Annotated in this window: 20 protein-coding genes and 3 pseudogenes; 11 read left to right on the top strand and 12 right to left on the bottom strand. The window is 70.0% G+C overall.

Going from position 1 to position 26,827, the window contains the following annotated elements; translation table 11 throughout:
- Positions 1-39 precede the first annotated feature (39 nt).
- The 4 genes and pseudogenes from STSP_RS37420 to paaN form a co-directional block, all read right to left on the bottom strand.
- Positions 40-793, bottom strand: a pseudogene (locus STSP_RS37420) (DNA polymerase III subunit alpha); the annotation flags it as partial.
- Positions 770-1,025, bottom strand: a pseudogene (locus tag STSP_RS40390) (enoyl-CoA hydratase/isomerase family protein); the annotation flags it as partial. The pseudogenes STSP_RS40390 and STSP_RS37420, both read right to left, overlap by 24 nt.
- A complete protein-coding gene (locus STSP_RS24285; protein ID WP_067282025.1) occupies positions 1,022-2,245 on the bottom strand; it encodes a thiolase family protein in 1,224 nt (407 codons plus the stop codon). The gene STSP_RS24285 and the pseudogene STSP_RS40390, both read right to left, overlap by 4 nt.
- Positions 2,238-3,949: pseudogene (gene paaN, locus STSP_RS24280) on the bottom strand (phenylacetic acid degradation protein PaaN). Before paaN ends, STSP_RS24285 begins: the two are co-directional and overlap by 8 nt.
- Positions 3,950-4,048: 99 nt before the next feature.
- Here paaN and paaI point away from each other — a divergent pair.
- The 4 genes from paaI (at position 4,049) to STSP_RS24260 (ending at position 7,005) form a co-directional block, all read left to right on the top strand.
- Positions 4,049-4,471 (top strand): hydroxyphenylacetyl-CoA thioesterase PaaI, encoded by a 423-nt coding sequence (gene paaI / locus STSP_RS24275; protein WP_198547423.1) that lies wholly within the window; start codon positions 4,049-4,051, stop codon positions 4,469-4,471.
- Entirely contained in the window at positions 4,468-5,838 is a 1,371-nt protein-coding gene (gene paaK, locus STSP_RS24270; protein WP_067282023.1) for a phenylacetate--CoA ligase PaaK, read from the top strand. The genes paaI and paaK overlap by 4 nt, the downstream gene beginning before the upstream one ends.
- A gap of 25 nt (positions 5,839-5,863) precedes the next feature.
- A complete protein-coding gene (locus tag STSP_RS24265; RefSeq protein ID WP_067282020.1) occupies positions 5,864-6,496 on the top strand; it encodes a TetR/AcrR family transcriptional regulator in 633 nt (210 codons plus the stop codon).
- A gap of 206 nt (positions 6,497-6,702) precedes the next feature.
- Positions 6,703-7,005 carry a cupin domain-containing protein gene (locus STSP_RS24260; protein ID WP_067282017.1) on the top strand — a complete coding sequence of 101 codons (303 nt, stop codon included), beginning with the start codon at positions 6,703-6,705 and terminating at the stop codon, positions 7,003-7,005.
- 524 nt (positions 7,006-7,529) lie between these two features.
- Here STSP_RS24260 and STSP_RS24255 read toward each other — a convergent pair.
- The 3 genes from STSP_RS24255 to STSP_RS24245 all read right to left on the bottom strand — a co-directional run bounded on the left by STSP_RS24255 (position 7,530) and on the right by STSP_RS24245 (position 11,938).
- Positions 7,530-8,921, bottom strand: coding sequence for a formylglycine-generating enzyme family protein (locus STSP_RS24255; RefSeq protein ID WP_067282014.1), 1,392 nt, complete (start codon positions 8,919-8,921; stop codon positions 7,530-7,532).
- Between the two features lie 982 nt (positions 8,922-9,903).
- Complete coding sequence (locus STSP_RS24250) at positions 9,904-10,755, bottom strand: alpha/beta fold hydrolase (protein ID WP_198547422.1); 852 nt, start codon at positions 10,753-10,755, stop codon at positions 9,904-9,906.
- Positions 10,756-10,972: 217 nt separating this feature from the next.
- On the bottom strand, positions 10,973-11,938 hold the full coding sequence (locus STSP_RS24245; RefSeq protein WP_067282011.1) for an alpha/beta hydrolase: 966 nt from the start codon (positions 11,936-11,938) through the stop codon (positions 10,973-10,975).
- Positions 11,939-12,101: 163 nt separating this feature from the next.
- On the opposite strand from STSP_RS24245, the gene STSP_RS24240 reads away from it, so the two are divergent.
- A complete protein-coding gene (locus STSP_RS24240) occupies positions 12,102-12,572 on the top strand; it encodes a MarR family winged helix-turn-helix transcriptional regulator (protein WP_232789769.1) in 471 nt (156 codons plus the stop codon).
- A 34-nt stretch (positions 12,573-12,606) separates the two neighbouring features.
- Here the strand turns inward: STSP_RS24240 and STSP_RS24235 are convergent, their stop codons facing one another.
- Positions 12,607-13,011, bottom strand: coding sequence for an SsgA family sporulation/cell division regulator (locus STSP_RS24235; protein ID WP_067282008.1), 405 nt, complete (start codon positions 13,009-13,011; stop codon positions 12,607-12,609).
- A gap of 168 nt (positions 13,012-13,179) precedes the next feature.
- A complete protein-coding gene (locus STSP_RS24230; protein ID WP_067282005.1) occupies positions 13,180-16,056 on the bottom strand; it encodes an ATP-binding protein in 2,877 nt (958 codons plus the stop codon).
- 365 nt (positions 16,057-16,421) lie between these two features.
- Here STSP_RS24230 and STSP_RS24225 point away from each other — a divergent pair, with 365 nt between their 5' ends.
- Positions 16,422-17,708, top strand: a complete 1,287-nt coding sequence (locus tag STSP_RS24225) for an MFS transporter (RefSeq protein ID WP_067282003.1) — start codon at positions 16,422-16,424, stop codon at positions 17,706-17,708.
- 163 nt (positions 17,709-17,871) lie between these two features.
- Here STSP_RS24225 and STSP_RS24220 read toward each other — a convergent pair whose 3' ends face one another.
- Both STSP_RS24220 and STSP_RS24215 read right to left on the bottom strand, forming a co-directional pair.
- Positions 17,872-18,786 (bottom strand): MBL fold metallo-hydrolase, encoded by a 915-nt coding sequence (locus STSP_RS24220; RefSeq protein WP_067282000.1) that lies wholly within the window; start codon positions 18,784-18,786, stop codon positions 17,872-17,874.
- 24 nt (positions 18,787-18,810) lie between these two features.
- Positions 18,811-20,070 carry an MFS transporter gene (locus tag STSP_RS24215; protein ID WP_067281998.1) on the bottom strand — a complete coding sequence of 420 codons (1,260 nt, stop codon included), beginning with the start codon at positions 20,068-20,070 and terminating at the stop codon, positions 18,811-18,813.
- A gap of 131 nt (positions 20,071-20,201) precedes the next feature.
- On the opposite strand from STSP_RS24215, the gene STSP_RS24210 reads away from it, so the two are divergent.
- From STSP_RS24210 to STSP_RS24200, 3 genes are all read left to right on the top strand, one after another.
- Positions 20,202-20,411, top strand: a complete 210-nt coding sequence (locus tag STSP_RS24210) for a hypothetical protein (protein ID WP_067281996.1) — start codon at positions 20,202-20,204, stop codon at positions 20,409-20,411.
- Entirely contained in the window at positions 20,398-21,789 is a 1,392-nt protein-coding gene (locus STSP_RS24205) for an amidase (protein WP_067281994.1), read from the top strand. The genes STSP_RS24210 and STSP_RS24205 overlap by 14 nt, the downstream gene beginning before the upstream one ends.
- A gap of 529 nt (positions 21,790-22,318) precedes the next feature.
- Entirely contained in the window at positions 22,319-23,224 is a 906-nt protein-coding gene (locus tag STSP_RS24200) for an MBL fold metallo-hydrolase (protein ID WP_067282049.1), read from the top strand.
- 240 nt (positions 23,225-23,464) lie between these two features.
- On the opposite strand, the gene bla is transcribed toward STSP_RS24200, so the two are convergent.
- A complete protein-coding gene (gene bla / locus STSP_RS24195; RefSeq protein WP_232789768.1) occupies positions 23,465-24,376 on the bottom strand; it encodes a class A beta-lactamase in 912 nt (303 codons plus the stop codon).
- A 158-nt stretch (positions 24,377-24,534) separates the two neighbouring features.
- On the opposite strand from bla, the gene STSP_RS24190 reads away from it, so the two are divergent.
- A complete protein-coding gene (locus STSP_RS24190) occupies positions 24,535-25,446 on the top strand; it encodes a LysR family transcriptional regulator (RefSeq protein WP_067281991.1) in 912 nt (303 codons plus the stop codon).
- Complete coding sequence (locus STSP_RS24185; RefSeq protein WP_067281988.1) at positions 25,443-26,345, top strand: serine hydrolase; 903 nt, start codon at positions 25,443-25,445, stop codon at positions 26,343-26,345. The genes STSP_RS24190 and STSP_RS24185 overlap by 4 nt, the downstream gene beginning before the upstream one ends.
- Positions 26,346-26,827 lie beyond the last annotated feature (482 nt).

Here is a 26,827-nt window from a genome sequence, read left to right as displayed (position 1 = left end):
GAGCTCAGTCGGAGATGCGCCCGCTGTCTCGTGAGACATCTAAAGATCTGGAGAACCCGGGCTCCGGTGGCCGAGTCGGCGCAGGTCCGCCGAGCGGGTGCCGGCGGGCAGCAGGTCGGCGTATGGGTGCAGGCGGGCTCCGCCGGTGCCATCGGCAAGCGTGCGCTGCGGGGTGGCCGTCTGGGCCGGGGTGGGGGCCGGGCTGGTGCGGCCGAGCAGGTCGAGGGCGGCCTGGGGTCCGTGGTCGCGGCGGGCGGCGGCCACCTCGTCCAGGTCCCAGGCCATCTCGCCGACCACGGTGCGGCGCTGGCCGCGGGCCTCCACCGTGCCGCGCACGAGCAGCAGCCCGGAGTGGAACACGGTGTGCGCCATGCTCGTGGGAGTCCTCGAAGAAGGCGATGTCGACCAAACCGGAGCCGTCCTCCAGGGTGCAGAAGATGATCCGCTTGCCGGACGGGATGGGCGGCGTCTGCGTGGAGGCCCGCACTCCGGCGACCAGCACCTTCTGCCCAGGCACCATGCCGCGCAGGTGGGCGGCATTGGTCGCGCCGAGCTCGCGCAGCAGCCGGTGGTGGTGCTCCATCAGTTGCTGGCTCACGTCCATGGAGAGGGTGTCGAGTTCGGCACCGAGCTTGTCGCGGCTGGTCATTTCCGGCAGCCCGCTCGGTCCGGCGGTCACCAGCTCGCCGCCCAGCAGCAGCTGCCCGTCGGTGGCGGTGCGGTTGCGGGACTGCCGGTGCAGTTCGGTGGCCTGCAGCAGCAGATCCCGCCGGCTGTTGATGCCCTGCAGGGCCTCGTCCCTGCCGCGCCGCAGCAGCTCCGCGATGTCGGCGCCGCCGGCGAAGACCCCCGCCGTGCCCGGTGAGCAGCAGCAGCTTCGGATCGCTCTCCAACAGCTCGCACACGGCATGCAGTTCACGGATCATCAGCCCGCTGATGGCGTTGCGCGCCTCGGGGCGGTGCAGGGTGACGACGACGCGGTCCGCACGCTTTTCGACCAGGAGCGTCTCGTATGCCGTGGTCACACCCGCTCCACGAGCATCGCGACGCCCTGGCCGACGCCCACGCACAGGGTGGCCAGACCTCGCCGGGCGTCCTCGCGCTCCAGCCGTCCCAGCAGGGTCAGCAGAATGCGGGCGCCCGAACAGCCCAGCGGGTGACCCAGGGCGATCGCGCCGCCGTCGGCGTTGACCTTCTCCTCGTCCAGCTTCAGACGGCGGATCACGGCCAATGCCTGCGCAGCGAACGCCTCGTTCAGCTCGATCGCGTCCAGGTCGCCGGTCCGCCACCCGGCGCGTGCGAGGGCCTTCTCCGTGGCGGGGACCGGGCCGAGGCCCATGAGATTGGGCTGCACCCCTGCCGAGGCGGAGGTGACGATCCGTGCCCGCGGCGTGAGCCCGTACCGCTCGACGGCTGCCGCGCTCGCCACCACCAGCGCGGCGGCCCCATCGGACAACGGCGATGAGGAGCCCGCGGTGACGATCCCTCCCTCGCGGAAGATGGTGCGCAGCGCCCCCAGCTTCTCCATCGTCGTGGCCGGACGCGGCCCTTCATCTCGGGTGACCTCGCCGTCCCTCACCGGAACTGGCACGATTTCCTGCGCCAAGCGGCCCGCTTCCTGGGCCGCGACAGCCCACTGGTGGCTGCGCAGCGCGAAGGCGTCGGAGTCGGCCCGGGTGATGCCGTCGAGGGCGGCGACCTCCTCGGCGGTCTGCCCCATGGACAGGGTCAGCTTGGTTGTCTCGGGCCCGGCGCCCGCCGGGACCGCCCGGTCGGCGGCGGCGAAGCGCGGGTTGGTGAACCGCCAGCCCAGCGACGTGTCGTGCACCTCGCCCGGCTTGGCCCACGGGGTCCCGGGCTTCTCCATCACCCAGGGCGCGCGGGTCATCGACTCCACGCCGCCCGCGACGACCACATCGGCCTCGCCGGACCGGATCGCCTGGGCCGCACTCGCGACCGCCGTCAGGCCAGAGGCACACAAACGGTTGACGGTGTAGCCGGGCACGGTCTCCGCAAGCCCGGCGAGCAGCACGGCCATGCGGGCCACGTCCCGGTTGTCCTCACCCGCCTGGTTGGCCGCGCCGAGGATCACCTCGTCCACGGCCTCACCCGGAACACCGGCACGCCCAACGGCCTCGCCGACCACCAGGGCGGCCAGGTCGTCGGGGCGCACGGAGGCCAGCACGCCGCCGTAGCGGCCCTGCGGGGTGCGCGCCCCGTCGATCAGGAAGACCTCGTCAGGCATGGGCGGACTCCTCGACAGAAACGGGCCGGCGCGACTGCAGCGTCGCGAAGCGGCCTGTGACGAACGCGGGATCGGAGAGGGTGGCGCTGGCGGCCGGGTTGGCGGCGCTGCCGTGGAAGTCACTGAAAGCGGCGGACTGGTTGACGAAGACCCCGCCGGTGAGGTTCTCCGACAGTTGCACTCCGGCGTCCAGTGCCGCCGACTCGGCGGCGGCCAGCACCTCTTCGCTGGTGGAGTGGACGGCTCGGTCAGCGCGCCGTGCTCGCGTACGGTCTCGCGGAAGATCTCAAGGCTGTGCCTGGTGGAGTCGGTGCCGATGACGAAGGAGACGGGCCCGAACCACTCGCGGGTGTACGTCTCCCGGTCGGCCTCCGCGTCCAGCCGCGCCACCAGCGGCGTACGGACGACCGCTTCCGGGTGCTCGGGGTGCTCGATCGGCGCCGATGCACGGACCGTACGACCGAGCCGGGCGGCCCGCTCAAGTCGCTCACGGACACCGTCGCCCACGATCGCGCCGAGCGTGCCGGCCGCGCGGGCCGGGTCGCCGAGCAGCCGGTCCAGTGCGGCGCCGAGGTCGGCAGCGAACTCGTCGGCGGTCTTCATGCCCTGGTCGGTGGCGAATCCCTCGCGGGGGATCAGGAGGTTCTGCGGGGTCGTGCACATCTGGCCGCTGTAGAGGGACAGCGAGAAGGCCAGGTTGCCCAGCAGGCCGCGGTAGTCGTCGGTGGAATCAAGGACGACGGTGTTCAGGCCCGACTTCTCGGTGTACACGGCGGCCTGGCGCGCGTTGGCCTCCAGCCAGTCGCCGAAGGCGGTTGAGCCGGTGAAGTCGATGATCCGTACGTCCGGGTGCAGGGCGTACACCGAGGCCGTCCGCTCCTCGGGGCTCTCCGCGGCCAGGACCACCAGGTTCGGGTCGAAGCCCGCCTCGGCCAGCACCTCGCGCGCGATGCGCACCGTGATGGCGAGGGGCAGGACGGCACCCGGGTGCGGCTTGACGACGACCGGGTTGCCGGTGACCAGGCTCGCGAACAGGCCCGGATAGCCGTTCCAGGTCGGGAAGGTGTTGCAGGCGATCAGCAGTGCAACGCCGCGTCCGACCGGCGTGAACTTCTTGTCCATCACCAGTGGCCCGCCCTTGCGCTGCGGCTTGCTCCAGCGTGCCGCGACCGGGTGCCGCTTCTGCTCCGCCCAGGCGTACGCCACCGCCTCCAGGCCGCGGTCCTGTGCGTGCGGGCTGCCCGCCTGGAAGGCCATCACGAACGCCTGCCCGGTGGTGTGTTGCACGGCGTGCGCGATCTCGAAACTGGCGGCGTTCAGCCGGGCAAGGATCTCCGCGGCGGCACCGGCGCGGGTGTCGGGCCCCGCGTCGCGCCAGGCACCGGTGGCGGCCTTCGCGGCGGCCACCGCCTCCTCCGGAAAGACGCGCGGATACGTGATGCCGAGCGCAAAGCCGTACGGGGACGTCTCGGTGGCCGGCACCACACCGCTGCCCGGGTGGCCAGGGAGCTCGAAATGGCCTCCGACCCGGTCCAGGAAGGCCGCTTCCCCGTTCTTCGCCGCGTCCTCGCCGTACACGAACTTGCTGGGCGACTCCGGGTACGGCGTCCAGTGGTCCCGGCTCGCGGTGGCGGCGACCGCCCGGTCCAGCAAGGGCTGGTGGCGCGCGAAGAAGTCCGGGCACTCACGGGGGTTCTGTGGCATGCGTTCCACCTCTTGACACGCAGTGGTGCGGCTGGATTACTTGGCCATGCCGCACGCTCACCGAATGTTCGGTCGGGAGACAAGGTGGTGGAAAAGGTGATGCAGACCACCGACCTGACGCCTACGGAGGCGATGTTCGCCGCGGACGAGGCGTCCCGGAATCTCGGCATCGAGCTCCTTGAGCACGGCGAGGGGACCGCCGTTCTCCGGATGACCGTGACCGCGGCGATGGTGAACGGGCAGAAGATCGCTCACGGCGGCTATGTGTTCCTGTTCGCCGACACCGCCTTCGCCTGTGCCTGTAACAGCCACGGCCCCGTGACCGTCGCGGCCGGGGCCGACATCACCTTCGCCGCCTTGGCGCACGAGGGCGACGTGCTCGTGGCGAACGCCGAGGAACGCACCCGGTTCGGCCGCAGCGGCATCTACGACGTGAGCATCCTGCGCGGCGACGACGTGATCGCGGAGTTCCGCGGACGCAGCCGCAGCATGCGAGGCACGAACACGAAGGAGCCGCGATGAGCAGCAAACCGACGGCCACGGCAGCCCCGGCCCAGCCGGCCGCGGACCCGCGCCCCGCCCGCCTGGGAGAGCCTCTCCCCCACGACCTGCTGGACGACGGCGAGCGCCTGACCCGTGAACAGCTGAGGGAGCTTCAACTCGACCGCCTGCGGGCGGCATTGCGGCACGCCTACGACGACGTGGAGCTGTACCGGAAGAAGTTCGATGAGGCCGGGGTCAAGCCCGACGACTGCCGCTCACTGGAGGACCTCGCCCGCTTCCCCTTCACCACCAAAGCCGACCTGCGGGACACCTACCCCTTCGGCATGTTCGCCGTCCCCATGCCGCAGGTCCGTCGCATCCACGCCTCCAGCGGCACCACTGGCCGCCCCACGGTCGTCGGCTACACGGACAACGACCTCTCCCTGTGGGCGGACGTGATCGCCCGCTCCATCCGAGCCGCCGGCGGCCGCCCCGGCCACAAGGTGCACATCTCCTACGGCTACGGCCTGTTCACCGGCGGCCTCGGCGCCCACTACGGCGCCGAGCGCGCCGGATGCACCGTGATCCCCGCCTCCGGCGGCATGACGGCGCGCCAGGTGCAGATCATCCAGGACTTCAAGCCCGAGATCATCATGGTCACCCCGTCCTACATGCTCACCCTCCTCGACGAGTTCGAGAAGCAGGGGATCGACCCGCGCACCAGCTCCCTCAAGGTGGGCATCTTCGGTGCCGAGCCGTGGACGGAGGAGATGCGCCGCGAGATCGAGGACCGCATGGGCGTCCACGCCGTCGACATCTACGGCCTGTCCGAGGTGATCGGCCCCGGCGTGGCGCAGGAGTGCGTCGAGACCAAGGACGGGCTGCACGTGTGGGAGGACCACTTCTACCCCGAGGTCGTCGACCCCGTCACGGACGCCGTTTTGGCCGAGGGCGAGGAGGGCGAGGTCGTCTTCACCTCCCTCACCAAGGAAGCGCTGCCGATCATCCGCTACCGCACCCGCGACCTGACCCGGCTGCTGCCCGGCACCGCCCGGCCCGCCTTCCGCCGCATCCAGAAAGTCACCGGCCGCTGCGACGACATGATCATCCTGCGCGGGGTGAACGTCTTCCCCAGCCAGATCGAGGAGATCGTGCTGCGCACACCCGGTGCCGCCCCGCACTTCCAGATCGAGCTCACCCGGCCCGGCCGCATGGACCACATGGTCGTCCGTGTCGAGGCACGCCCCGGCACCGGCTCCGAGCAGCGGGAGGCAGCCGCCAAGGCGATCGCCGAGGGAGTCAAGGACGGGGTGGGCGTCACCGTCGAGGTGGCGATCGTCGACCCGGAGACCCTGGAGCGCTCGCTGGGAAAGCTCCGCCGGGTCAGGGATCTCCGCCAGCGGTGACCGCCGCCCTTGCGAGAATGGCCAGGTGAGTAGAACGCCTGTACAAAGCCCCGCCGGCCGTCGTGACCGCCCCGTCTACGACCGTGACTCCGTGCTGGAGGTCGCCGTCGCGGTCTTCAACGAGCGCGGTTACGACGGCACGGGAATGGAGGAGCTGGCCAGACGCCTGGGCCTGAGCAAGTCGAGCATCTATCACCACGTCTCGGGCAAGGCGGAGCTGCTCGACCTCGCCGTCAGCCGCGCACTGGACGCCCTCTTCGCCGTACTCGACGAGGAGGAAGACCCGGACCGGGCCCCGGACACCACGGCGACCGCACGGCTGGAGCACGTCGTGCACCGCAGCGTCGAAGTCCTCGCCGCCGAACTGCCGTACGTCACCCTGCTACTGCGCGTGCACGGCAACAGCGCGGTCGAGCGGCGGGCTCTGGAGCGGCGCCGCGAGTTCGACCACCGCGTGGCCGAGCTGGTGGCCCGGGCAGCGGCCGAGGGCGGCGTACGCGACGACATCGACCCGCATCTGGCCAGCCGCCTCCTGTTCGGCACCGTCAACTCGCTCATCGAGTGGTACCGGCCGGAGGGAGGACTGCCGGTGGCGGCATTGGCGGACGCCCTGACAGCTGTCCTCTTCGACGGACTGCACGGCAGGGCAGGGAGCTGATCCAGGGCCGGCCGTGGGCGTGATCCGGAACCGGCCGTGGACACACAGGACCAGAGCGGATAACAATCACTGGGCGAAACCGACCTGATGAAGGACGACAAAGCGCACACGGGCTCGTATCGAAAGGCGGAAATCCGAGCGGGCTCACAAGGGGCGAAAGAGGAAGCCCCCATGGCCACCGTCCCGCACACCACAGCCAGTGCGACATGGCCAATGAACGGGTCGAGCGATTCCAGCAGCTCACCTCTGACGCGCTCGCGCCGCTGCGCATCCGCCCCCACGTAACCGACGACACCACCGGCCCAGTCGGCACTCTGCGCAGCGCCAAGCCGGCAAAGGTGCTGGTCACCCGGATCGCCGGAGGGCCGTGCACGGTGCTGCGCACCCGCTCCCTCATCGGCTCGGGCGACCGCGAATTGGTGAAGGCCGCGCTGTACGGCCGCGGGCGCGCGGGCGTCGAGCAGGACGGCCGCCAGTGCCTGCCGGCCCCGGGCGACCTCGTCGTCTAAAGAAGCGGTACGACCCGGGTCAGGTCTTCAACAGCAACTTCCCCATCGGGGAACCGACGGAATTGGCTGGTCAGGGGATCTGGATGCTCTTCTCGAGGTGCGATCCCGCGCTCATCAAGATCTTTTCCCGCGCAGCAGGTGAGGCCTGTCACAGATGACGCCGCGTCACTTCAATGCAAGCGGCCGGGCTTCATCTGATCGATCTCGGGGGTAGGCGGCGCCAAGGTTCACGCCGTTGTCGGTCGTGATGGGTGGCTGCTGCCAGGCGAGGCTCATTTGGGGGCCGGCTTCCGCTCGCGCCGTCGCCACGAGCGTGGTGTACGGCCACTTCGGCATCCCCTGGCCGCACGGTCTATGGGTACTTTCAGCGATGGCGGGCGAGCGGTGCTCTGGCCCGCATCCACGCTGAGCTGCACGAACAGGTCCGTATCCATGACGGTCTCAATCCCCGCACTCGCTTGCCGACTCTGCCGGTGTCGCCGGGCGGCGGCTGGGCACCGCCCGGCGAGCTGTTGCGCGAGCGGTCAGAGTTCGCGGACGAGCCGGAAGCCGAACATGTTGGTGCGGGTCTCGGAGGAGAGGTAGCCGTTGCGGTAGGCGACACGCAGGTTCTGCGGCTGATAGGCCCAGGCCCCGCCGCGCAGGACGACGAACGGGGCCTCGCCCTCGCGCACGGAGGCATCCGTTGTGGCGCCGTCCTGGCTGTCGACCCAGGTGTCCGCGACGAACTCACGGGCGTTGCCGGTCACGTCATACAGTCCGAACGCATTGGGCTTGAACGAGCCGACAGGGGCTGTGTGCGTGAATCCGTCGTGGACGTTCTCCACGTGCGCCCACTCGCCGGAGCCGATGATGGAGAAGCGGTTCGCGGCGTAGGCGTCCTCGTCGTAGGTGTTGGCGTAACGGCCGGCGTCTTTGACGTCGTTGCCCCAGAAGAACGGCGTTTGGGATCCCGCCCTGGCGAAGTACTCCCACTCGCCCTCCGTGGGCAGCCGGTACTTCTTGCCGGTGCGCTCGGACATCCAGGCAGCGAAGGCCTCGGCGTCGTTCTTGGTGATACCCACCACCGGGTCGTCGTCGGTCTGCGGGAAGCCGGGGTTCAGGTAATTCATCTTCGGCCGGAACTCAAGAAGTGAGTCCTGGTTGGGAAGCCAGGCGCGCATCCCCTCGGCGGGCTGATAGCCGGTCTCCTTGACGAACTGTTTGAACTGGCCGACCGTCACCTCGGTGCGTCCCACCGCGAGCGGCTTCCCAACAGTCACCACCTTCTGCCGAAGCTCGAAGTGGCGTCGCGCTTTCGGGACGCCGAAGGACTCGTGCTCTTCCGCGGTGGCGCCCGCCGTGTAGCTGCCCGACGGCACGACCACCAGGTCCATGGCGTTCGTCTCGCGGACATCGCTGAAGACCGTGCCCGGCCGGGTCCTCTCATCGACGATGGTCAGGCTCGGGGCGGCGGCGGGGCGCCCTGGCCGAAGAGTGCTGGGCTTACGCAGGTCACGGCGGATTTCCCCGGTCTCGGTCCCCCACTCCTTCAGTCCGGCCTGAACATTCGCCACCGTGTCGAGGACGCCGGGTGCATAGCCGGGCTGGGATGTGACCCGCACGAAGTAGTCCGCCTCGGAGGCCAGCCGCTGCAGTTGGTTTCTGAAGGTGGCGGCTTGGGGGACGGCCGAGCGGTGCTCGCGTTGAATGCGGCTCAGGTCGTCCAGAGCCTGGTCGACAGCTTCGTCGACGGCCGGGTAGGTCGCAGCCGCCGATCCCTTCCAGGTCAAGGCCTCCTGCAGCTCGCCCAGGGATGCTTCGAGCGCCTTCACCTGCTCGTTCTTCGTCACGGTAGAGGCATCAGCGGCGGCGGTCGATGCCAGGGTGGTCAAGCTCACCGTGAGGGCTACTGCGGCGACTCGCATGGCTTTCATGTGCTTCCTTGCTGTAGTGCGATGTCTCCTCCGGCTGGTGTACGGGCCGGCAGGAGGTGGGTAAGGGCCGCGGGGTGGGTTGTGCCGTTGGACTGTCCGTACGGATGGCCGCGCGGCCAGCGGGATGACGGATGGTTCCACCTGACAGAAGCGGCGCTGGTTCAGTGCTGGCGCCACCGGCTGGCGCAGGTTCCACACGCCGGGTGATACGCCCGGAGAGCGCGGTTCTCAGCGCGGGGTTGCTGGAAGGGCAGCGCCTGCTCGACAGCGGTCGTTCAGCGGCGAGCCGGCATTGTGCAGGCCACTTTGCCGAAACCGAGCCGTGTGCCGTCGGCCGTGTGCGCGATCGCGGAGCCATGCTGCACGTCCGCATCGCGATCCCCGTGCCGGCACAGTCCGGCAACCCCATGCCGCGGCGTGATCTCGCCGCCGCGTGGATCCTCATGGTCGCGCTCGCCGGGCTGGCATGGGTTCTACCGTGGCCAGCCCCAAGACACGGGCATGGAACCGGGAACGCCGTGAGCACGGTCACGAGGCCCTTGAGTAGCTCTTCGACGAGCACGCGATCGTCCCGACCGATCCAAGGCGTACATCTGTCGCCTGAACCTCGCGGGCACGGTCCGGGCACAAGCGGCAGCCGGGGAGTCCTCCAGTCAAAACTCGTGGACATGTTGAAGCACAGTGATCACCGATTACTGCTCAAGGTCGTCGACAACGGACGCCGACGGCTGGTTGGGACGGGTCTTCGAGCTCGCTTGTGGCCTGATCCTCGTCACTGTGCTCAGCTCCCTCTTCCACCTGCGGCACAAGGAGAACGGTGCGGCCCCGCCGGAGGCCGGGCGCACCGTGCCCCCGCCTGCGGATCCGCCGCGGCTGCCTGCTGACGATGCGAAGGTTCCTCCGGGTCGGAGGCTCGCTCGGCGGGCTGATTAGCGCGTCGTGGTGGGGCAGGTCCGCGTGCGGGCCGCGGACCTGCGGTGGTTCAGCGGGTGTCGCGGGCAGCGCGGAGGATCAGGTCTGTTACCGCCTCCGGGTGCGAGACCGCCACCGCGTGCGAGGCGCTGTCGATGGTGACGCTGTGGGCGTGGGCGCGCTCGGCCATCCACTGCTCGGCCTTGGGCGGGATGTTGTAGTCCTTGCCTGCGATCAGGGCGTAGGAGGGGATGTCCTGCCAAGCCGCCTTCGTGGCCTTCTCTTCCAGCGCGAGAGTGGAGACCGGCCGCTGGGTGGCCGCCATGATCGCGGCGGTGGTGGCGGGCACGTCGGCGGCGAACTGCTGGTGGAACCTGTCCTGCTGGATGGTCAGCTCGGTGCCGGTGCCGCCGCCAGGCAGGGGGTAAGAGGCGGTGTTGAGGGTCTCGCCCAGGGTGCTGCCGGGGAACTTGGCGGCCAGCTCGCCGGCGCTTTCGCCGACGTTCGGGATGAATGCGGCGATGTAGACCAGCGCCTTGACGTCGGGGTCCCCGGCGGCGGCCTGGGTGATCACGGAGCCGCCGTAGGAGTGGCCGACCAGGACCACCGGGCCCTTCACGGTGTCCAGGACACTGCGCAGGTAGGCGGCGTCGCTGCTCAGTCCGCGCAGCGGGTTGGCCGTGGCGATGACCGGGTAACCGTCGCGCTGCAGGCGCTGGACGACACCGGACCAGCTGGAGGCGTCGGCAAAAGCGCCATGGACGAGCACGATGGTCGGCTTGGCCTTGCCCGCCCCGGCCTTGTGCGAAGTGGCGCTGCTGCTCACCGTGCTGGCGGCAAGCACGGAGCCGGTCACGATCGAAGCGAGGGTCACGGTGGCGACGGTGCGGACGGTTGAACGGATGTGAGAGAAGCGGAACATGACGTTCTCCTTGGGGTGTTCGCAGTGAAACGGTCTCGCCGGGATCGCGGATGCGCCGCGTCCATATGGGCGTTGAGCATCACGAAGGCGTGAAGGTTGCCGGGGCGGCGGACGGTGGTGACGTCGTTGTCGGCGGCGCGGAGCCTGGCGGCGTAGGCCAGAAGCTCCGGCCGCCCTGGTGGGATCATGCGGGCGTTGCCCGGGATTCCGGAGCCGCTCAGATGGTGCCGAGCGCGGTGCGGAGGGTGGCGATGGCCTGGCTGATGGCGGCTTCGGCGGCGTAGGTCTCGCGCAGGGCGTTGAGCATCACGAAGTCGTGGATGATGCCCTGGTAGCGGACGGCGGTGACCGGAACTCCGGCTTGGCGCAGCTTGTTGGCGTACGCCTCGCCCTCGTCGCGCAGAACGTCGGCCTCGGCGGTGATGACCAGGGCGGGGGGCAGGCCCGTGAGCTGTTCGGTGGTGGCGCGCAGCGGGGAGGCGGTGATCTCGGCACGCTGCTGCTCGTCGGTCGTGTACTGGTCCCAGAACCACTGCATGGCATCCCGGCGCAGGAAGTAACCGGTCGCGAACTGGTGGTACGACGGCGTGTCGAAGGCGGCGTCGGTGACCGGGTAGAACAACACCTGCTGCACCAGGGAGACGTCGCCGCGTTCCTTGGCCATCAGGGTCAGTGCGGCGGTCATGTTGCCGCCGACGGAGTCGCCGGCCACGGCGATGCGGGTGGCGTCCAGGCTGTTGGCGGCGCCGTCGGTGACGACCCAGCGGGCGACGGCGTAGTTCTGCTCGATGGCGACCGGGTAGCGGGCCTCGGGCGACAGGTCGTACTCGGGGAAGACGACGGCCGCGCGGGCGCCGACGGCGAGTTCGCGCACCAGCCGGTCGTGGGTGTGGGCGTTGCCGAACACCCAGCCGGCGCCGTGGATGTAGAGGATCACCGGCAGGGGGCCTTGGGCGTCGGCCGGCCGGACGATGCGGGCCTGGACCGATCCGGTGGGGCCGCCGGGGACGGTCACCCACTCCTCGGCGACGTCCGGCTTGGCAATCTCGCCGGACTGGACCTCGTTCACGGCCTTGCGGCCCTCTTGCGGGCCGAGGTCGAACAGGTACGGCGGGTTGGCGGTGGCCTCGGCGAAGGCGCCGGCGGCCGGCTCCAGCACGGGCTGGGTGGTGGTCTCGGACATGGTGGCTCCTCGTTGTGCGTGGTGATGGGTGCGCGCCGCCGCTTGGCCGGCACACAAGGACAGTAGCGGGCAATTAAGTCGTGCACAACTTAATCGAGCAAGATATTATTGCGATCGCCTGTTAGGGTAGAAGTCTCCTGATCGACCACGTGAGGACGGAGCCATGGACCAGGCGATGGACCAGGCCGCGGACGACCCCGTGGAGCAGGGCTCGCTCCTGCTCCAGGACCAGCTGTGCTTCGCCCTGTACGCCGCCTCGCGGGCGGTCACCGCCCGTTACCGGCCTCTGCTGGACGAGCTGGGACTCACCTATCCCCAGTACCTGGTGATGCTCGTGCTCTGGGAGAGAGACCGCGTCTCGGTACGGGACGTGGGCACCGCCCTCCAGCTGGAATCGAGCACCCTCTCTCCTCTGCTGAAACGTCTGGAAGCAGCCGGTCTGATCCGCCGCGAACGCCGCGCCGACGACGAACGCTCCGTCGCCCTCCACCTCACCCCGGCCGGCGCGGAACTTCGGGACAAGGCCCGCACCGTCCCGGTCGCCATCGGCGAGGCCATGGGCCTGTCGTCCGAGCAGCAGGCCACCGCCCGGCACCTGCTCCGCCTGCTCACCGAGAACGTCACCCGCGGCTGATCACTGCATCGGTCGGTCCCCGCATCGCAGCGCCTCATACGGTCCTCAGGAGCCCCTGCAGCATTCGCTCGAGACTCTTCTCGCACCGTTCCGAACCGGGCGGGCAGACCGCGTTCGTCCGCTGGAGGAAGTCCTGGAGTTCATCCGTGTAGAACCGCACGCTGCATGTTCCTTCGGGTGATCTCAGTTCGACGTCGGTGGTCTGCCACGAGCTCGGTGACACGCGGACATCACCCTGTCCGGTGGCTTCGCGGATACCCTCCGCCAGCAAGTCACGGGCAAAGACCCAGGTGATGCCCGGCTGGTCGCCCCCACCGAAGACAAGGCCCACAGCGAGGGGGTCTGAGGTGTCGTAGCGGAGCATCACGGCCACGGGGCCGCTTTGCCTGTGGTTGTCGACGAGGACACCGGCCATCGTGTCGTGCTCGATGATGTCCATTCTGCATTCCTGTCCTTCTGTGACTCTCGACACCTGTTGCCGGCGCTCAGGAGAGGCGAGGAGCGGGTGTCCGTGAAAGCCGGCTGGCCGGCGTCCGGCCGGGTGGCCGGTAAGCCCAGGCTTCCGTGGCCGAAGCCGCGAGACATCTGTCAGATGACAGCGATCGCGTCACAGATCGGTGGGAATGGCTCCCGGGTCGCGGTTGAACGCCTCCCGGGCGATCTCCACACGGCTGCGCATGCCGAGCTTGGCGAGGATGTGCGAGATGTGCGTCTGCGTGGTGCGACGGGTCAGGAACATGCTCTGCGCGATCTCGGCTGTGGACCGGCCTGCCGCGACCAGCAGGGCGATCTTGCGCTCGGTCGGGGTCAGGGCGTCCCACCCGTGCGCGGCCCGCTTGGCCCGGGCGCCCCGCACACCGCAGCGGATCCCGTACTCGCGCAGTCGCGCCTCGGCCCGGCGGACGTCCCACACCGCGCCGAAACCGCTGTAGAGATCCACGGCCTCCGCCAGGACAGCCTTGCACTCGGCCGTACTCCCGCGATCGGCGAGGACGACGGCGAGATCCTCCAACGCCCCCGCCAGCTCCACCGGCACACCGGCGGCGCGATAGTGATCCACCGCCGACCGCAACAACGCCGGATCTCCCTCGTGCAGACCGGCACACCAGTCGGCGGCAGCCGTGGCCCGGGCGGGTACCTGCTCCGCGGCCGCCTCGGCCCGGCATGCCTCCAGTGCGGCCGCGCCTGCCGACCGGTCGTCCACCGCAAGTGACAGCCGGACGAACGCCGGCAGCCACTGGTGGATCAGCGTCATCTCACCGGGCCGCCGGTCAAGGAGAGGACTGAGGTGGGCAAGGGCCTGCTGGGGGTCTCCGCTCTGCTCGGCGGCGAGCGCCCGCGCGCACAGCAGGAAGTCGGTGTTCTCCCGGTCGGCGACCGTGACAGGTGGCTGACGCAGCCCGGCCCGCAGGTGCGCCCCGGCCTTGGCGCGCTCGTCCCGGCGGACGGCGATGAGGGCGGCCACGCCGTGCCACAGCCACACCGGCCCGCGTTCGCGCAGTCCCCGGTAGGTCATCGCGGAGACGCTCTGGTCGACCGAGTCGAGCTCCGCCAGTGTGTCGTCCCACCGGCCCAGCCAGTACATGAGGACCGCCGCGGTGACGCTGGACATGGCGTCATCGGCTCGGTCGTTGTCGAGGAGGAACCGCCGCGCCTCGCCAAGGGCCCCCTCGGCATCCGACCACCGGCTGAGGTTCTGCAGGGTGAAGATCCGGGCATGCAGCACGTACGCCCGCAGGTCCGCGTGGTCGCCGGCGCTGTTCAGTGTCCCAAGCGCCCTGTCCACGCACTCCAGGGCGGACAGATGCCGTCGCTGCACGGAGTGATTGGCCCACAGATCGGTGAGCGCGTACGCGGTGGCGAAGGCGTCCCCCGTACTCTCACCGATCTCCAGTGCCTGGCGTGCGGTGACTTCCGCGGCCTCCAGAGCACCCGATCCCGCCCGCTGGAACATCGCCAGAGAGGCGAGCAACCGGGAACGCCAGGCGTCCGGCAGATCGGGCCGCTCCAACGCCTGCCTCAGGGTCACGACGGCCGCGTCGTTGTCACCGCCGCTGACCAGCGCACGGGCGAGCACCCAGTACATCCGCCCGCGGTCAGCGGGCTCGGTCGACCCCGCGAGGGCCTGCCGGGCGTGCAGCGCGGCCTCTTCATGCTCGCCGGTGCCCACCAGGATCTGCGCGAGAGCCATGCTCAACGCGGCACGCTCCGACTCGTCGGCAACCCCGTGATCCAGTTCCCGGCGCAGCAGCTCGGCCGCGATGTGCGGGGCCCGCGCTGCCAGCACCGGTGCCGTATCGGCAAGCCAGCGCCGGGTCCAGCGGTCACCTGCCAGGCCCGCCGCCAGCAGTTGCTGGGCCACCCTCTGGGGCTCTACCCCGCCGATGCCGTCCAGCGCCCGGGCCGCGTCCCGGTGCAGCGCGAGGCGCAGCGCTGTCGGTATGCCGTCGTAGAGCGCCTGGCGGATCAGTGGATGCCTGAATCCCATCCGCTGTCCGGCGTCCACGAGGATCCCGGCCGCCGCGGCCTCCTGGAGGTCAGCGGCGATCTCGAAAATGGACCGGCCCAGGAGTACGGCCACCTCGGTGACCGCGAACTCCCCGCCCAGCAGCGCGGCCGCCCGCAGCATGCCGAGTGCGCTGTCCCCGACGAAGCTCAGCCGGCTGTCCAGCGCCGCGGCCAGGGACCTCGGAACGGAGCTCAGCGAGGTGTCGCGCAGCTCGGCATGCCCGTCGACCGTCACCACGCCTTCACGCACCAGGGACTCGACCAGCTCCCGCACGTAGAGCGGATTGCCGCTCGCCTGGGCGGCGAACTCGACCAGCGCGGGGCCCGGCTGCGCACCGGCGACGTCGGACACGAGATCGAGGACGGCGTCCGGACCGAGTGGCCCCAGCGAGATCTCCTTCGTGCCGGGGCCGCGCAGCGCGGCACGCAGCCGTCGCAAGCCCGGTTCCTGTGGTACCGGACGGAAGGACAGCACCAGCAACAACGGCAGGTGCACCGCGGCCTGGGCCAACCGTCGGCATACGTCCAGCGACGCGTCGTCCGCCCACTGCACGTCGTCGAGCATCATCACGGTCGGCGAGCCCGCGCACAGCTCATCGACCAGGTTGATGAGCATCTCGGCGACTGCGGCGTGCGCCGCGCTCTTGAGGAAGACGTCGGGACGCCGGGCATGCGCGAAGCGGGCGATCTCCGCGCGACGGGGATGGGGTGTGTGCTGCGCGATCTCCAGACAGTCGAACAGCAACCGCAGCGGCAACGGATGTGCGACCTGGTCCGCGGTGCCGCGCAGCACCGTACAGCCGGACTCCTGCCCGACGGCGGCCGCCGCGGCCAGCAGCGACGACTTGCCGATGCCGGGCTCCCCCTCGATCAGGACCACGCCGCCGGTGCCGGCTCGCAGCTGCGCGACGGAATCGCTCAGCACCGCCAGCTCGGCCTCGCGTCCGACCAAGTGGATCGTCCAGCGGGAAGACATCGATGAATTCTCCCGCCGGGCCTGCGGCATTTGGGGTCCATGACTGACGTCTCGTGCATTCGTCGTCATGTGACAGATGTCCCGCCGCTGTACCTGATGCCCAACCTGACCTGCACAGAGAGAGTACTGCCAGGATCGTTGCACACCACAGGTCGCAGGAATGTATCGCCATACGGACAGTGCGCCGACGCGCGTTGCGTCGTACATCACGAGACTGCATCCGACTCTTGCCCAGGCATCGAGCCACGCCTATTTTGGCGAGCCACTCACACCTGTCGAAGACGCGTGCGAGCAGCGCATGCCGGCGATCCCGCGTGCCTCCGCGTCCCTCTCTTTTCTGCGTCGCCCAGCACGAAGGCGGTCACATGACCACCACCTCCCCCCGCCCGGGTCCAGCCCCCGAGTACAGCGAGCAGCCCTACTCGCCCGAGCGCACGGCCCGCCCCTGGGTCGTCACCACGATGGCCTTGGCGCAACTCGGACTCTTCCTAGCCCTGCTCACCCCGGTCTTCGCCAGCCTTGCCATCAAGGTGCAGGAGATCGTCCCCAAGGACGACGAGGTCTCTGCCCTGGGCATGGTCAGCAGCCTCGGCGCGGTGGCCGCGTTCCTCGCCAACCCGGTCTTCGGCCGGATCAGTGACCGGACGACCGGCCGCTTCGGCCGGCGTCGGCCCTGGCTGGTGATCGGCGCGCTCGGCCTGACGGGCGGCCTCGCCGCCATCGCCACCACGCGCAGTCTGACGGTCGTCGCCGTCGCCTGGTTCCTGAGCCAAATGTTCGCCAACGCCGCCCTGGCCGCGTTCACCGCGTCGGTCGCCGACCAGGTACCGGTCTTCCAGCGGGGCAAGGTCGCCGGCCTGATCGGCGTCATGCAGAACGTGGCCATTCTCGGCGCCGCCTACGCGGCGAAGGCCCTCGGCACGCACGGAATGCTGCTGTTCATGGCCCCGGCTGCGGTCGGGCTCGCCCTGGTCCTGCTGTACGCGATCGCCCTTCCCGACAAGCCGCTGCCGCAGCGTCCACCGTCCGACGGGGGCCCGCGCACGATGCTCAGCACATTCTGGGTGAACCCCCGCAAGCACCCTGACTTCGGCTGGGCCTTCACCTCCCGCTTCATGATCATTCTGGCGATGTTCATGTTCACCACCTTCAGGCTGCTGTTCCTGCAGGACCAGCTGGGCCTGTCGGACGAGCGGGCGGTGTCCGTCATGGCCACCGGCGTGCTGATCTACACCCTTGTCCTGATGGCTTCCGGCCAGCTGGCCGGATGGCTGTCCGACCGCTTGCGGCGCCGCAAGGTCTTCGTCGGATCCTCCGCGCTGGTCTTCGGCATCGGCACGGCCCTGCTGATCACGACGCACTCCGTGGCCGGCTTCTACGCCGCTGAAGTGGTGCTCGGCCTCGGCTTCGGCGTCTACGCGGGAGTGGACCTCGCCCTCGTCCTCGACGTCCTGCCCGATCCGCAGGAGACGGCGAAGGACCTGGGCGTGTTCAACATCGCCAACGCCGCACCGCAGTCCATCGCGCCCGCCCTCGGCGTGCTGTTGGTCAACACCGCGGGCGGCCACGAGTACCACTTCCTGCTCGGCGCCGCCGCCGCGGTCTGCGTGATCGGCGCTCTGGCCGTCATTCCCATCAGGTCGGTGCGTTGACCGGACCCCGCACGGTCCGGCCCTGCCGGAGTCACATCGGCACGCAGCTACGTGGCCGTATGGCCGTGCACCCGGGCGCTGCCGCCTGACTGCACTGCTCGGCCCGGCAGACATGGTCCGGCCATGCGGAGTGCCGGCCGGACACGGGCCGCACCGTCGCCGGTCAGCGCGAGCCGGCAGGGACGGGCGAGAGCCGGTAGGCGCGCTCATGGGTGACGACGCGGCCGGCGGTGGGCGGCGCGAAGTGGGTGCCCAGGACCAGGGTGTCCGTGTCGGCGAGGGAGCCGAGCAGCTTGCGGCGCGAGTCCTCGGACTGCTCCGGGTCGATGTCGACGCAGGCGCCGATGGCGGGGTGGGCGAACTGGACGGGGTGGTGGATGCAGTCGCCGGTGATCAGAGCTGTCTCTCCGCGGCTGGTCAGCTCGACGGCGATGTGACCGGGGGTGTGTCCGGGAGTGGGGATCAGGCGCAGGCCCGGGACGATCTCGACGCCGTCGGCCAGGACGTCGACGAGGTCGAGGAGCCCCGCCTCCTCGATGGGGATCACGGAGTCGCGGAACATCTGCTTGCGCGCCTCCTCCATGTCGTACGTGGCCCAGAACTCCCGCTCGGTGCGGGAGGTGAGGTAGCGGGCGTTGGGGAAGGTGGGAACCCACTCTCCGTTCACTTCGCGCGTGTTCCAGCCGACGTGGTCGGCGTGCAGGTGGGTGAGGACCACCAGGTCGACGGAGTCCGGGGGGAATCCGGCGGCGGCCAGGCGCTGGAGGAAGTCGGTGTTCAGGTTGTGCCAGGCGGGGTTGGCCCGCTCCTTGCCGTTGCCGATGCCGGTGTCGACGAGGATGCGCAGCCCGCCCAGGACGAACGCGAAGCTGTGGCTGTCGATGTGCAGGATGCCCTCGTGGTCGGCGAAGTCGGGCCGCAGCCAGTCCTGCTGCTTGACGACGTCCGTGGTGGCGTCCGGCAGAAGCCAGGGTCCGGTGGCGGGCGGCAGAAGAACCTCGTCGATGCGGTGGACGGTGACGTCGCCCACGCTCCAGGAGGGGATGGCGGTCTGGGCGGTGGCCGGTGGGGTGCTCATGATCGGTCGTTTCCTTCAGTCTCGTTACGGAAGGTCATTGTGTGTGCTGTGGGCTGCCCGGCGCTGCGACACGGCGAGTGCTGCCAGGGCCGCGACGGCGAGCAGGGCGGCGGCGATGGCGTAGGCGTGGGCGGCGGTACCCAGCCCGTAGTGCTGGGTGGCGGCGCCCGCGGCGATGGCGGGCAGGCTCATGGAGAGGTAGCTGAGGACGTAGTAGGCGGCCAGGGTCGTGGCGCGGTCCTGCTCGTCGAGTGAGGCGAGTGTCATGCGCAGCGCCCCTTGGGAGACGGCGCCGAAGGCGATTCCGGCCAGGGCCGCGCCGCCGTAGACAGCGGGCAGGCCGGCGCCGTGCAGACCGCTCAGCGTCAAGGCCGCGGCGGGGATGACGGCCAGGCTTCCGCCGGTGGCGGCGGTGTGTGGTGCCGTGCGCCGCAGTGTCCATACGGTGAGGGCGGCCGCGGCAGTGAGCGTGAAGAAGACCATGCCGCCGGCCGCCTGCGGAGCGCCCGGAGCCACGAGGCGCACGAGCGCCGGCCCGAGGGAGGAATAGAAGCCGCCCAGGGCCCAGATGGCGACGACACCGGTGCCAGCCGTCAGCAGGGCGCGGCGGGCCGACGGCGGCACCGCGAGCTGCGGGCGGAGGGAGCGCAGGGCGCCAGCGTGCCGGTGGGCCGTCTCCGGGATGAACGTGACCGCAATCGCCTGGGCGGTGAAGAGGACCGCCAGCAGGACGTACACGGTGACCGTGGGGGCGGGGGCGAAACGGACGAGGAGGGTGGCGGCCAGGACGCCGGCGGCCATGCCCGCCACTGGGGCGATGCTGTTGGTCAGCGCGGACCGGCCCGGGCGCCGGGGGTCCTCCAGGTCGAGGAGGGCCGCGCCTGCGGCGCTGGTGGCCGCGCCGGTGGCCGCTCCCTGCAGGATTCGGGCGGCGATCAGCGCACCGGCGCCGTCCGCGGAGGCCAGCAGCACCATGGAGGCGGCCTGAAGCAGCAGGGCGCCGACGAGGACGGGGCGCCGCCCGAGGTGGTCGGACAGCGCTCCGACGGTGAGCAGGGCCAGCAGCAGTGTCAGGGAGTAGGCGCTGAAGACCACGGTGATGGTGAGCGCGGACAGGTTCCAGGCGTCCTGGTAATGGGGGTACAGCGGCGTCGGCGCACTGGATGCCGCTAGGAGCGCGGCCAGGATCGAGGTGTCCAGGACGAAGGACGCCGTGCGCGTGGCGGTCTGGGTACGGGCTCCCGGGTGGCCCGGCGCAGGTGCTCGTGGTGTGACGGTGGACATGGCACTCCTCGGCGCTAAACGCAACGTGTTTGCTTTAAGCCACCGTAGGCCCTACAGTCAGCTAACGCAAACGCTTAGCTTTTGGCGTCCAGGCTTTGCCCCGCCGCTCCAGCCCCCGAGGAGAGAAGTCCATGTCCGTCGCAGAACTCACGCCACCGGAAGCGGCCCGCTGGGCCGCCCGCGCCGGGCTTCCGCTGCCCGCCGACCGCCACGCCGCGGTCGCGGCCGTCGCCAACCACATCCACTCCGTCGTCGCGGTCCTGCGGGAGCTGGACTTCGGGGACACCCCGCCCGCCCCCGCCTACCACGCGGGAGAGGAGAAGCACGATGCAGCCGTATGAACTGTCCCTGACCCAGGCCGCTGACGCGGTCCGGGCCCGGCAGCTGTCCCCCGTCGAGCTGGCGGACTCCGTCCTGGAGCGCATCGAACAGGTGGAGCCGCGCCTGCAGGCCTACGTCACCGTCACCGCCGAGCAGGCCCGCCGGGCCGCGCGCGAAGCCGAGAACGACATCGCGGCCGGCCGCTACCGCGGTCCACTGCACGGCATCCCGATGGGCCTGAAGGACCTGATCGACGTCGCAGGCGCGGCGACGTCGGCCAGCTCCCGGGTCAGGGCCGACCATCGCGCGCAGGCCGACAGCACGGTCGCAGCCCGCCTGGCCGCGGCCGGAGCCGTCCTGGTCGGCAAGACCCACACCCATGAGTTCGCCTACGGACTGACCACCCCGCAGACCAACAACGCCTGGGACCGGGAAAGGGTCGCCGGCGGCTCCAGCGGCGGATCCGCCGTCGCCGTCGCCGCGGGCACCGCGACCTTCACCCTGGGCACCGACACCGGCGGATCCATCCGGGTGCCCGCCGCGCTCAACGGGGTCGTCGGCCTCAAGCCGACCTACGGCCTGGTCCCGCGCCACGGCGTCACGTCCCTGTCCTGGTCGCTGGACCACGTCGGCCCGATCACCCGCACCGTCGAGGACGCGGCCCTGGTCCTGACCGCCCTGGCCGGACACGACCCCCACGACCCCGCCTCCCTGACCACGCCCGCCATCGACTACCGGCCGGGCACGGGCATGGACCTGACGGGGCTGCGCGTCGGCGTGCCGCGCAACTACTACTTCGACCACGTCGACCCGGAGGTGGAGGCCGCCGTCCGGCGCGCCATCGCCCAACTCGAGAGCCTCGGTGCACGGCTCGTCGACGTCGAGATCCCCCTGACCCGGTACATCCAGGCCACCCAGTGGGGCCTGATGGTGCCCGAGGCCACCGCCTACCACGAGCGCACCCTGCGTGCGGTCCCCGAGCTCTACCAGGCCGACGTCCGCATCCTCCTCGAGGCCGGCGAACTCATGCCTGCCGGGGACTACCTGCGCGCCCAGCGCTCCCGCACCCTCATGCGGCAGGAATGGGCGCGCATGCTGCAGTACGTCGACGTGATCGCCGCCCCCACCGTCCCGGCAACCGCCGTCAAGGCCGGCCAGGAGACGATCACCTGGCCGGACGGCACCGCCGAGGGCGTCTCCGACGCCTATGTACGCCTGTCGTCCCCCGCCAACATCACCGGGGTGCCCTCGCTGTCCGTACCGGTCGGCCACGACACGGCGGGCCTGCCGATCGGCATGCAGCTCCTCGGACGTCCCCTCGGCGAGAGCGCCCTCCTGCGGATCGGTCACGCCTACCAGCAGACCCAGCCCGCACCCACACTCGCACCGGCAGTCTGAAACGCCGCTCGGGCCCGGCCGAATCGCTCCGGCCGGGCCGGGGCCACCGTTGGGCTGCTCTCAGGGCCGGAAGCCGCAAGGAGAAATTCGGCGAAGGCTCCGGCCGATCAGCGACGTAGTCATAGGACGCGACCGCTGTCATCTGACAGATGTCTCACGGCTTCGGCTGCCCAAGACTCCCGGAGTACCGACCTTCCGACCGAAAACGTCGGCTGGTCACACCCGAGCCAGGCGGTGACGGCACCCGGGACCTTCCGGTCGACGCCCCCTCCTGAGGCGGCAACAGCCGCGGTGTCCATCCCACCGAAACGCACTGTCAGCCCCCAAAAACGTCGGAATCCATTCTTCAAAGGAGTACGGAATTATGCGCAGGGAAATGTCTTCACGCTCCATGAGTCGGCGCGGATTCATGGGAACGGCCGCGGGCGTCGGGGTCGGAGTCGGTGCTGCCGGGCTGCTCGGCGCCGGCCGGTTCCTCACGGGTGGCGAGTCGAGTGCCTCCTCCGCCACGTCCCGGGACACGATGCACGTGTCGACGATTTCCCTCGGCAAGGTCAGCGTCACCCGTGTGGTGGAGTACAGGGGGCCGGTGGGGATGACGTCGCGCCAGTTGTTCCCGGAGAGTCCGGAGGAACTGTGGCAGGAGAACCGTTCCTGGCTCAGCCCCGACTTCTGGACTCCTGACACCGACTTGGTCCCCATTGCGCTCCAGACCTGGGTTCTGCGCAGCGAGGGCAAGACCATCCTGATCGACACGGGAGCCGGAAACGAGAAATTCCGCCCCTACGCCGAGGTGTGGCAGTACATGGACACCGGCTTCCTGCGGCGTTTGTCCCGTGCCGGTGTCCGGCCTCAGGACGTCGACATCGTGGTCAACACCCACCTCCACAACGATCACGTCGGCTGGAACACCCGGCGAGAGGACCGTGACTGGGTGCCCACCTTCCCCAACGCCACCTACCTGATTCCCAAGGTGGAGTTCGACTTCTGGAACCCTGATCTCCCCCCGATCAGCGCCAAGGAACCGAAGGCTACCCAGAACGTCTGGGAAGACAGTGTGCTGCCCGTCCACGAGGCCGGTCTGGTGAAGCTGTGGGACGGCAGTCACACCATCGACTCCAGCCTGACGCTGGACCTCGCACCCGGGCACACTCCCGGATCGTCCGTGGTCCGGCTGCAGTCGGGAACGGACAGGGCGGCGTTCATCGGTGACCTGCTGCACAGCCCACTGCAGCTCGAACACCCCGAGTTCAACAGTTGCTTCGAGGAGGACGAGCGGCAGGCGCGCGCTACCAGACGACGCATGTTGGAGTGGGCCGCTGACAACAACGCCCTCCTTCTGCCGGCACACCTCCCCGGGCATGGTGCCGCCGAGGTGGCGCGTGAGGGCAGCCACTTCAAGATCAAGGAGTGGGCGGGCTTCAGCCGCATCTGATGCGGCCGGACGGCCCCTCGGATATCGCGGACGATCACCCGCTCGGCGGCGCGGCCGGACGACCCCGGCCGCGCCGTCGGCGTCATGCCTGCCATGCACTCGCGCGCTCAGCGCGTGGACCGCCGACCGCACGGAGATGAACGATGGCTTGTTGCCGTAGGACCGGACACGAAGCAGCCGTGAACGACGCGTCGAGGACGAGGGCGGGCTCGGCAGCGGTACCGGTGGTCCTACGGCGGTTCACGACAGCTCCCGCGCGACCACGGACGCCGCCTTGGCGATCAGGGCGTTGTCGTAGTCGGCATCCTTCGTGTGACGGTTCGTCATGATCGCGATGACGATGGGGGCGGCCTTCGGGCGCCATACCACGGCGATGTCATTACGGGTGCCGAAAGTGCCGCCGGCCCCCGTCTTGTCGCCGACCACCCAGTCATCGGGGAGCCCGGCCCGGATGAGTTTCGCCCCCGTGGTGTTGGCCTTCAGCCAGTCCGCCATCTGGGTACGCTCGGCCTTTCCGAGTACATCACCCAGAACGAACGCACGCAGATCGCCGGCGAACGCACGCGGCGTGGTCGTGTCTGGCGTCGAGCCTGGAGCCCACTGGTTCAGCTGGGTCTCGCGCCGCTGCATCCGGGTGATGTCGTCACCCATCCCTTCGAGCATGGCGTCGAGGCCCTTCGGCCCGCCGAGCATGCCGAGCAGCAAGTTGCCCGCCGTGTTGTCGCTGTAGTGGAGCGCGGCCTCGCACAACGCTCGCACGGTCATACCGGTGTCGACGTGTCGCTCGGTGACCGGCGAGTAGTCGACCAGGTCCTTCCGGGAGTACTTGATGACCTTGTCCAGGCCGTCGAGCGAGTACGTGCGCAGGACGGCGCCGGCCGCCAGCGCCTTGAAGGTGGAGGCGTAGGCGAAGCGTTCACGGTCACGGTAGGCGACCTCGCGTCCGGTCCCCGTGTCGACGGCGTACACCCCGAGACGCGCGTCGAAGGTCCGCTCGAGCTCCGCGAAGGCACCGTCGGCGGACGCCGCGGCATCGACGGCTGCCGCCATCGGCGCGGCCGGCGCTTCGGCGGCGACGCTGTGTCCACAGGCCGTCAGCGGGATGAGCATGAGCAGGCCGAGTGCGGCGCTGCGGGTACGGGTGAACTTCAACTCCGACCTCCATTCGTTGCCCTTCGGGCAGTCCCAGATGCACGGCATGCCGACCGGACTGTGCCCCGCGGTCGGCCGGTGCTTTGGACCACCCTCGTTCACCTGCCGCTATGCGGTCCAATACGCTTCTGACGGGTTTCATGCGGTTATGACATACGATGGCTCCTGTGGATCTGGTGGGTGCCTGCCGCGCGTTCGTCCATGTGAGCGAGTGCGGGAGTTTCACGGTCGGTGCCGCTGCCGGGCGGATGTCGCAGCCGGTGGCCAGTCGCCGCGTCGCCGCACTCGAACAGTGGCTCGGGGAGGAGCTGTTCGAGCGGACCTCTCGCAGGGCGGTCCTCACGCCCTTCGGTCGCGAGGTGTTGCCCGCGGCCAGACGGCTGCTTCAGGCCGCCGACGAGTTGCGGCACGACGCTGAGACCGCACGGCGCAAACCGTGGCGGCTCGCTGTGCCCGGCGTCTGCTCGTCGGCCGTCCTCGCCCGGCTCGTGGCGGACGCCCGCAAGGAGGGCATCACACTGGACGTGCGTTGCGCGGCCCCGGTGGAGCGGACCGAGCTGCTCGACGCACGGCAGGTGCGCGCCGCCCTGCTGGCCGTGCCGGAGAGCCAGGCCATGTGGTCGCTGCCGCTCGGGCTGGCCGGTGCACAGGAGCCAGCCGTTCGGCGCGTGTACATGGAAACGTTGCGGATGGGACGTACCCAGACCGGTCCAGCCCGGTGCGTCTGGGTCCAGCCGGAGGACGACGTGCCGCATGTCCGCGACCCGCTGACCCGCCTGCGGGACGCGGTGGGCCTGCGCCCCGCACAACTGGTGACAGCAACCGACCTCACGTCCGCGGCCGCGGAAGTCATGTGTTCCCAGGACCTGCTGCTGTGCACCCCCATGCAGGCCAGGGAACTCGCCTTGCACTGGCGGCCAATCGGCGACATCACACTGGCGCGCGGCTACACCGTCGCGATGGCGGACAACGGCAACCCCGAACGCCTGCACTCACGTCTGGGCGAGGCCATCGCACGCTGCCTCGGCGCGGAGACCAAGAGCACAACGGAGAACGAACCGACACCATGACCAGGGCCGAACTGCTGCGCCGCATGCAGGAGCAACTCCACGAGGGCGGGCTGCACGGATACATACTCGTGCGGGACCTGCTGACCGGAGAGGAGCTGGGCATCGAGCCGGACGTCCAACTGCCGGCCGCATCCCTGGTCAAAGTGCCCCTGGCCGTGGCGACGGCCGAGCGCATCCGCCGCGGAGAACTCGATGGTGAGGCAGTGCTCGACGTGCAGCCCGGACGCCTGACCACCCCCGGCCCCACCGGGCTGAGCCGCTTCCGCCACCCCGCCCGGATCGCCGTCGACGACCTTCTCTACCTCAGCACAAGCCTGAGCGACGGCACCGCTGCGGACGCCCTCTTCACTCTCACGCCGCCCGACCAGGTCAGCGCCATCCTCGAAGAACTCGGACTGCGGGGCATATCCGTCCGCCACACGATCAGCGAACTGACGGACACGCCCGCCGAACGCTTCGACGCACCGCAGACACACCTCGCCCACGCCCTGGCCATCGACGCCGGCACCAGCGGCCGCGGACACCGCATTCCCCAGCTCGACACCACCCGCGCCAACACGGGAAGCGCACGTGCCTGGACCGACCTGCTCCAGATGCTGTGGCGGCCGTCGGCGATCCACCCGGACGTCGCAGCCAGGGTCCGCTCCCTCATGACCCACAATCTGCTGCGGCACCGGCTGGCACCCGACTTCGACTCCGACGCCTCGACGTGGTCATCAAAAACAGGCACCCTGCTCAACCTCCGCCACGAAATCGGCGTCGTCGAGCACGCCGACCGCCAGACCTTCGCCATCGCCGTCCTCACCGAATCTTTCGTCCCCGCCGGCACTCAACCCGGTGCCGACGCCCTCATGGCACAAGTCGCCCGGACGCTCCGCGACCACCTACGGCAGCAATAGACAACACCGGGTGAACCAGCCTTCCTGCCCGTGACAACGACCACCTGCGACCGGCCGCCGGGCATTCCAGCCGGGCCGCACCAAGGTCGCCCTGGTCACTTCGCCGGTGGGCCACCAGCCGGTGACACGTTCCGGGACGGCCTGGATGGCGAGCGCGAAAAGCGTGGCCGGCAGCAACTCCGGCCAGTGCTTCCCCTAGACCGTGCCCGGCCGGGCCGGAGTCCTTGATCGGAAATCCGCGGGCACCGTCGTGCACGGCCCGCCAGGCCGGCGATCACCGGCAGGGCTTGGCACCGAGCCGGGGCGACGCGGCGGAGGAGGCCACCGCCGACAGGGCACAGCACAGCTTGCGGACGACAGCCCGTGCCCGCCGATCAGGGGAGCCCACCGGGCGGAGCCGGAGGGGTGGGCGGCACCCGGCCGAAAGTCGTAGCCGGCTGCGCAAGATCTGTCTTACGGCCGATCCGACGCAGGCGTCCGCC

The sequence above is a fragment of the Streptomyces jeddahensis genome, assembly GCF_001642995.1.
In the GTDB taxonomy this organism is placed as follows: Bacteria; Actinomycetota; Actinomycetes; order Streptomycetales; family Streptomycetaceae; genus Streptomyces; species Streptomyces jeddahensis.
The sequence above is the reverse complement of the archived record's forward strand: the minus strand, read 5'-3'. Positions and strand labels throughout refer to the sequence as shown.

Coding starts and splice junctions, on each gene's coding strand:
- paaI (WP_198547423.1), top strand. CDS start 4,049: ATGCAGACCACCGACCTGACGCCTACGGAGGCGATGTTCGCCGCGGAC.
- STSP_RS24210 (WP_067281996.1), top strand. CDS start 20,202: ATGTCCGTCGCAGAACTCACGCCACCGGAAGCGGCCCGCTGGGCCGCC.
- STSP_RS24190 (WP_067281991.1), top strand. CDS start 24,535: ATGGCTCCTGTGGATCTGGTGGGTGCCTGCCGCGCGTTCGTCCATGTG.
- STSP_RS24215 (WP_067281998.1), bottom strand. CDS start 20,070: ATGTCCACCGTCACACCACGAGCACCTGCGCCGGGCCACCCGGGAGCC.
- STSP_RS24230 (WP_067282005.1), bottom strand. CDS start 16,056: ATGTCTTCCCGCTGGACGATCCACTTGGTCGGACGCGAGGCCGAGCTG.
- STSP_RS24285 (WP_067282025.1), bottom strand. CDS start 2,245: ATGCCTGACGAGGTCTTCCTGATCGACGGGGCGCGCACCCCGCAGGGC.
- STSP_RS24225 (WP_067282003.1), top strand. CDS start 16,422: ATGACCACCACCTCCCCCCGCCCGGGTCCAGCCCCCGAGTACAGCGAG.
- STSP_RS24240 (WP_232789769.1), top strand. CDS start 12,102: ATGGACCAGGCGATGGACCAGGCCGCGGACGACCCCGTGGAGCAGGGC.
- STSP_RS24235 (WP_067282008.1), bottom strand. CDS start 13,011: ATGGACATCATCGAGCACGACACGATGGCCGGTGTCCTCGTCGACAAC.
- paaK (WP_067282023.1), top strand. CDS start 4,468: ATGAGCAGCAAACCGACGGCCACGGCAGCCCCGGCCCAGCCGGCCGCG.
- STSP_RS24185 (WP_067281988.1), top strand. CDS start 25,443: ATGACCAGGGCCGAACTGCTGCGCCGCATGCAGGAGCAACTCCACGAG.
- STSP_RS24245 (WP_067282011.1), bottom strand. CDS start 11,938: ATGTCCGAGACCACCACCCAGCCCGTGCTGGAGCCGGCCGCCGGCGCC.
- STSP_RS24205 (WP_067281994.1), top strand. CDS start 20,398: ATGCAGCCGTATGAACTGTCCCTGACCCAGGCCGCTGACGCGGTCCGG.
- STSP_RS24220 (WP_067282000.1), bottom strand. CDS start 18,786: ATGAGCACCCCACCGGCCACCGCCCAGACCGCCATCCCCTCCTGGAGC.
- STSP_RS24250 (WP_198547422.1), bottom strand. CDS start 10,755: ATGTTCCGCTTCTCTCACATCCGTTCAACCGTCCGCACCGTCGCCACC.
- STSP_RS24260 (WP_067282017.1), top strand. CDS start 6,703: ATGGCCAATGAACGGGTCGAGCGATTCCAGCAGCTCACCTCTGACGCG.
- STSP_RS24255 (WP_067282014.1), bottom strand. CDS start 8,921: ATGAAAGCCATGCGAGTCGCCGCAGTAGCCCTCACGGTGAGCTTGACC.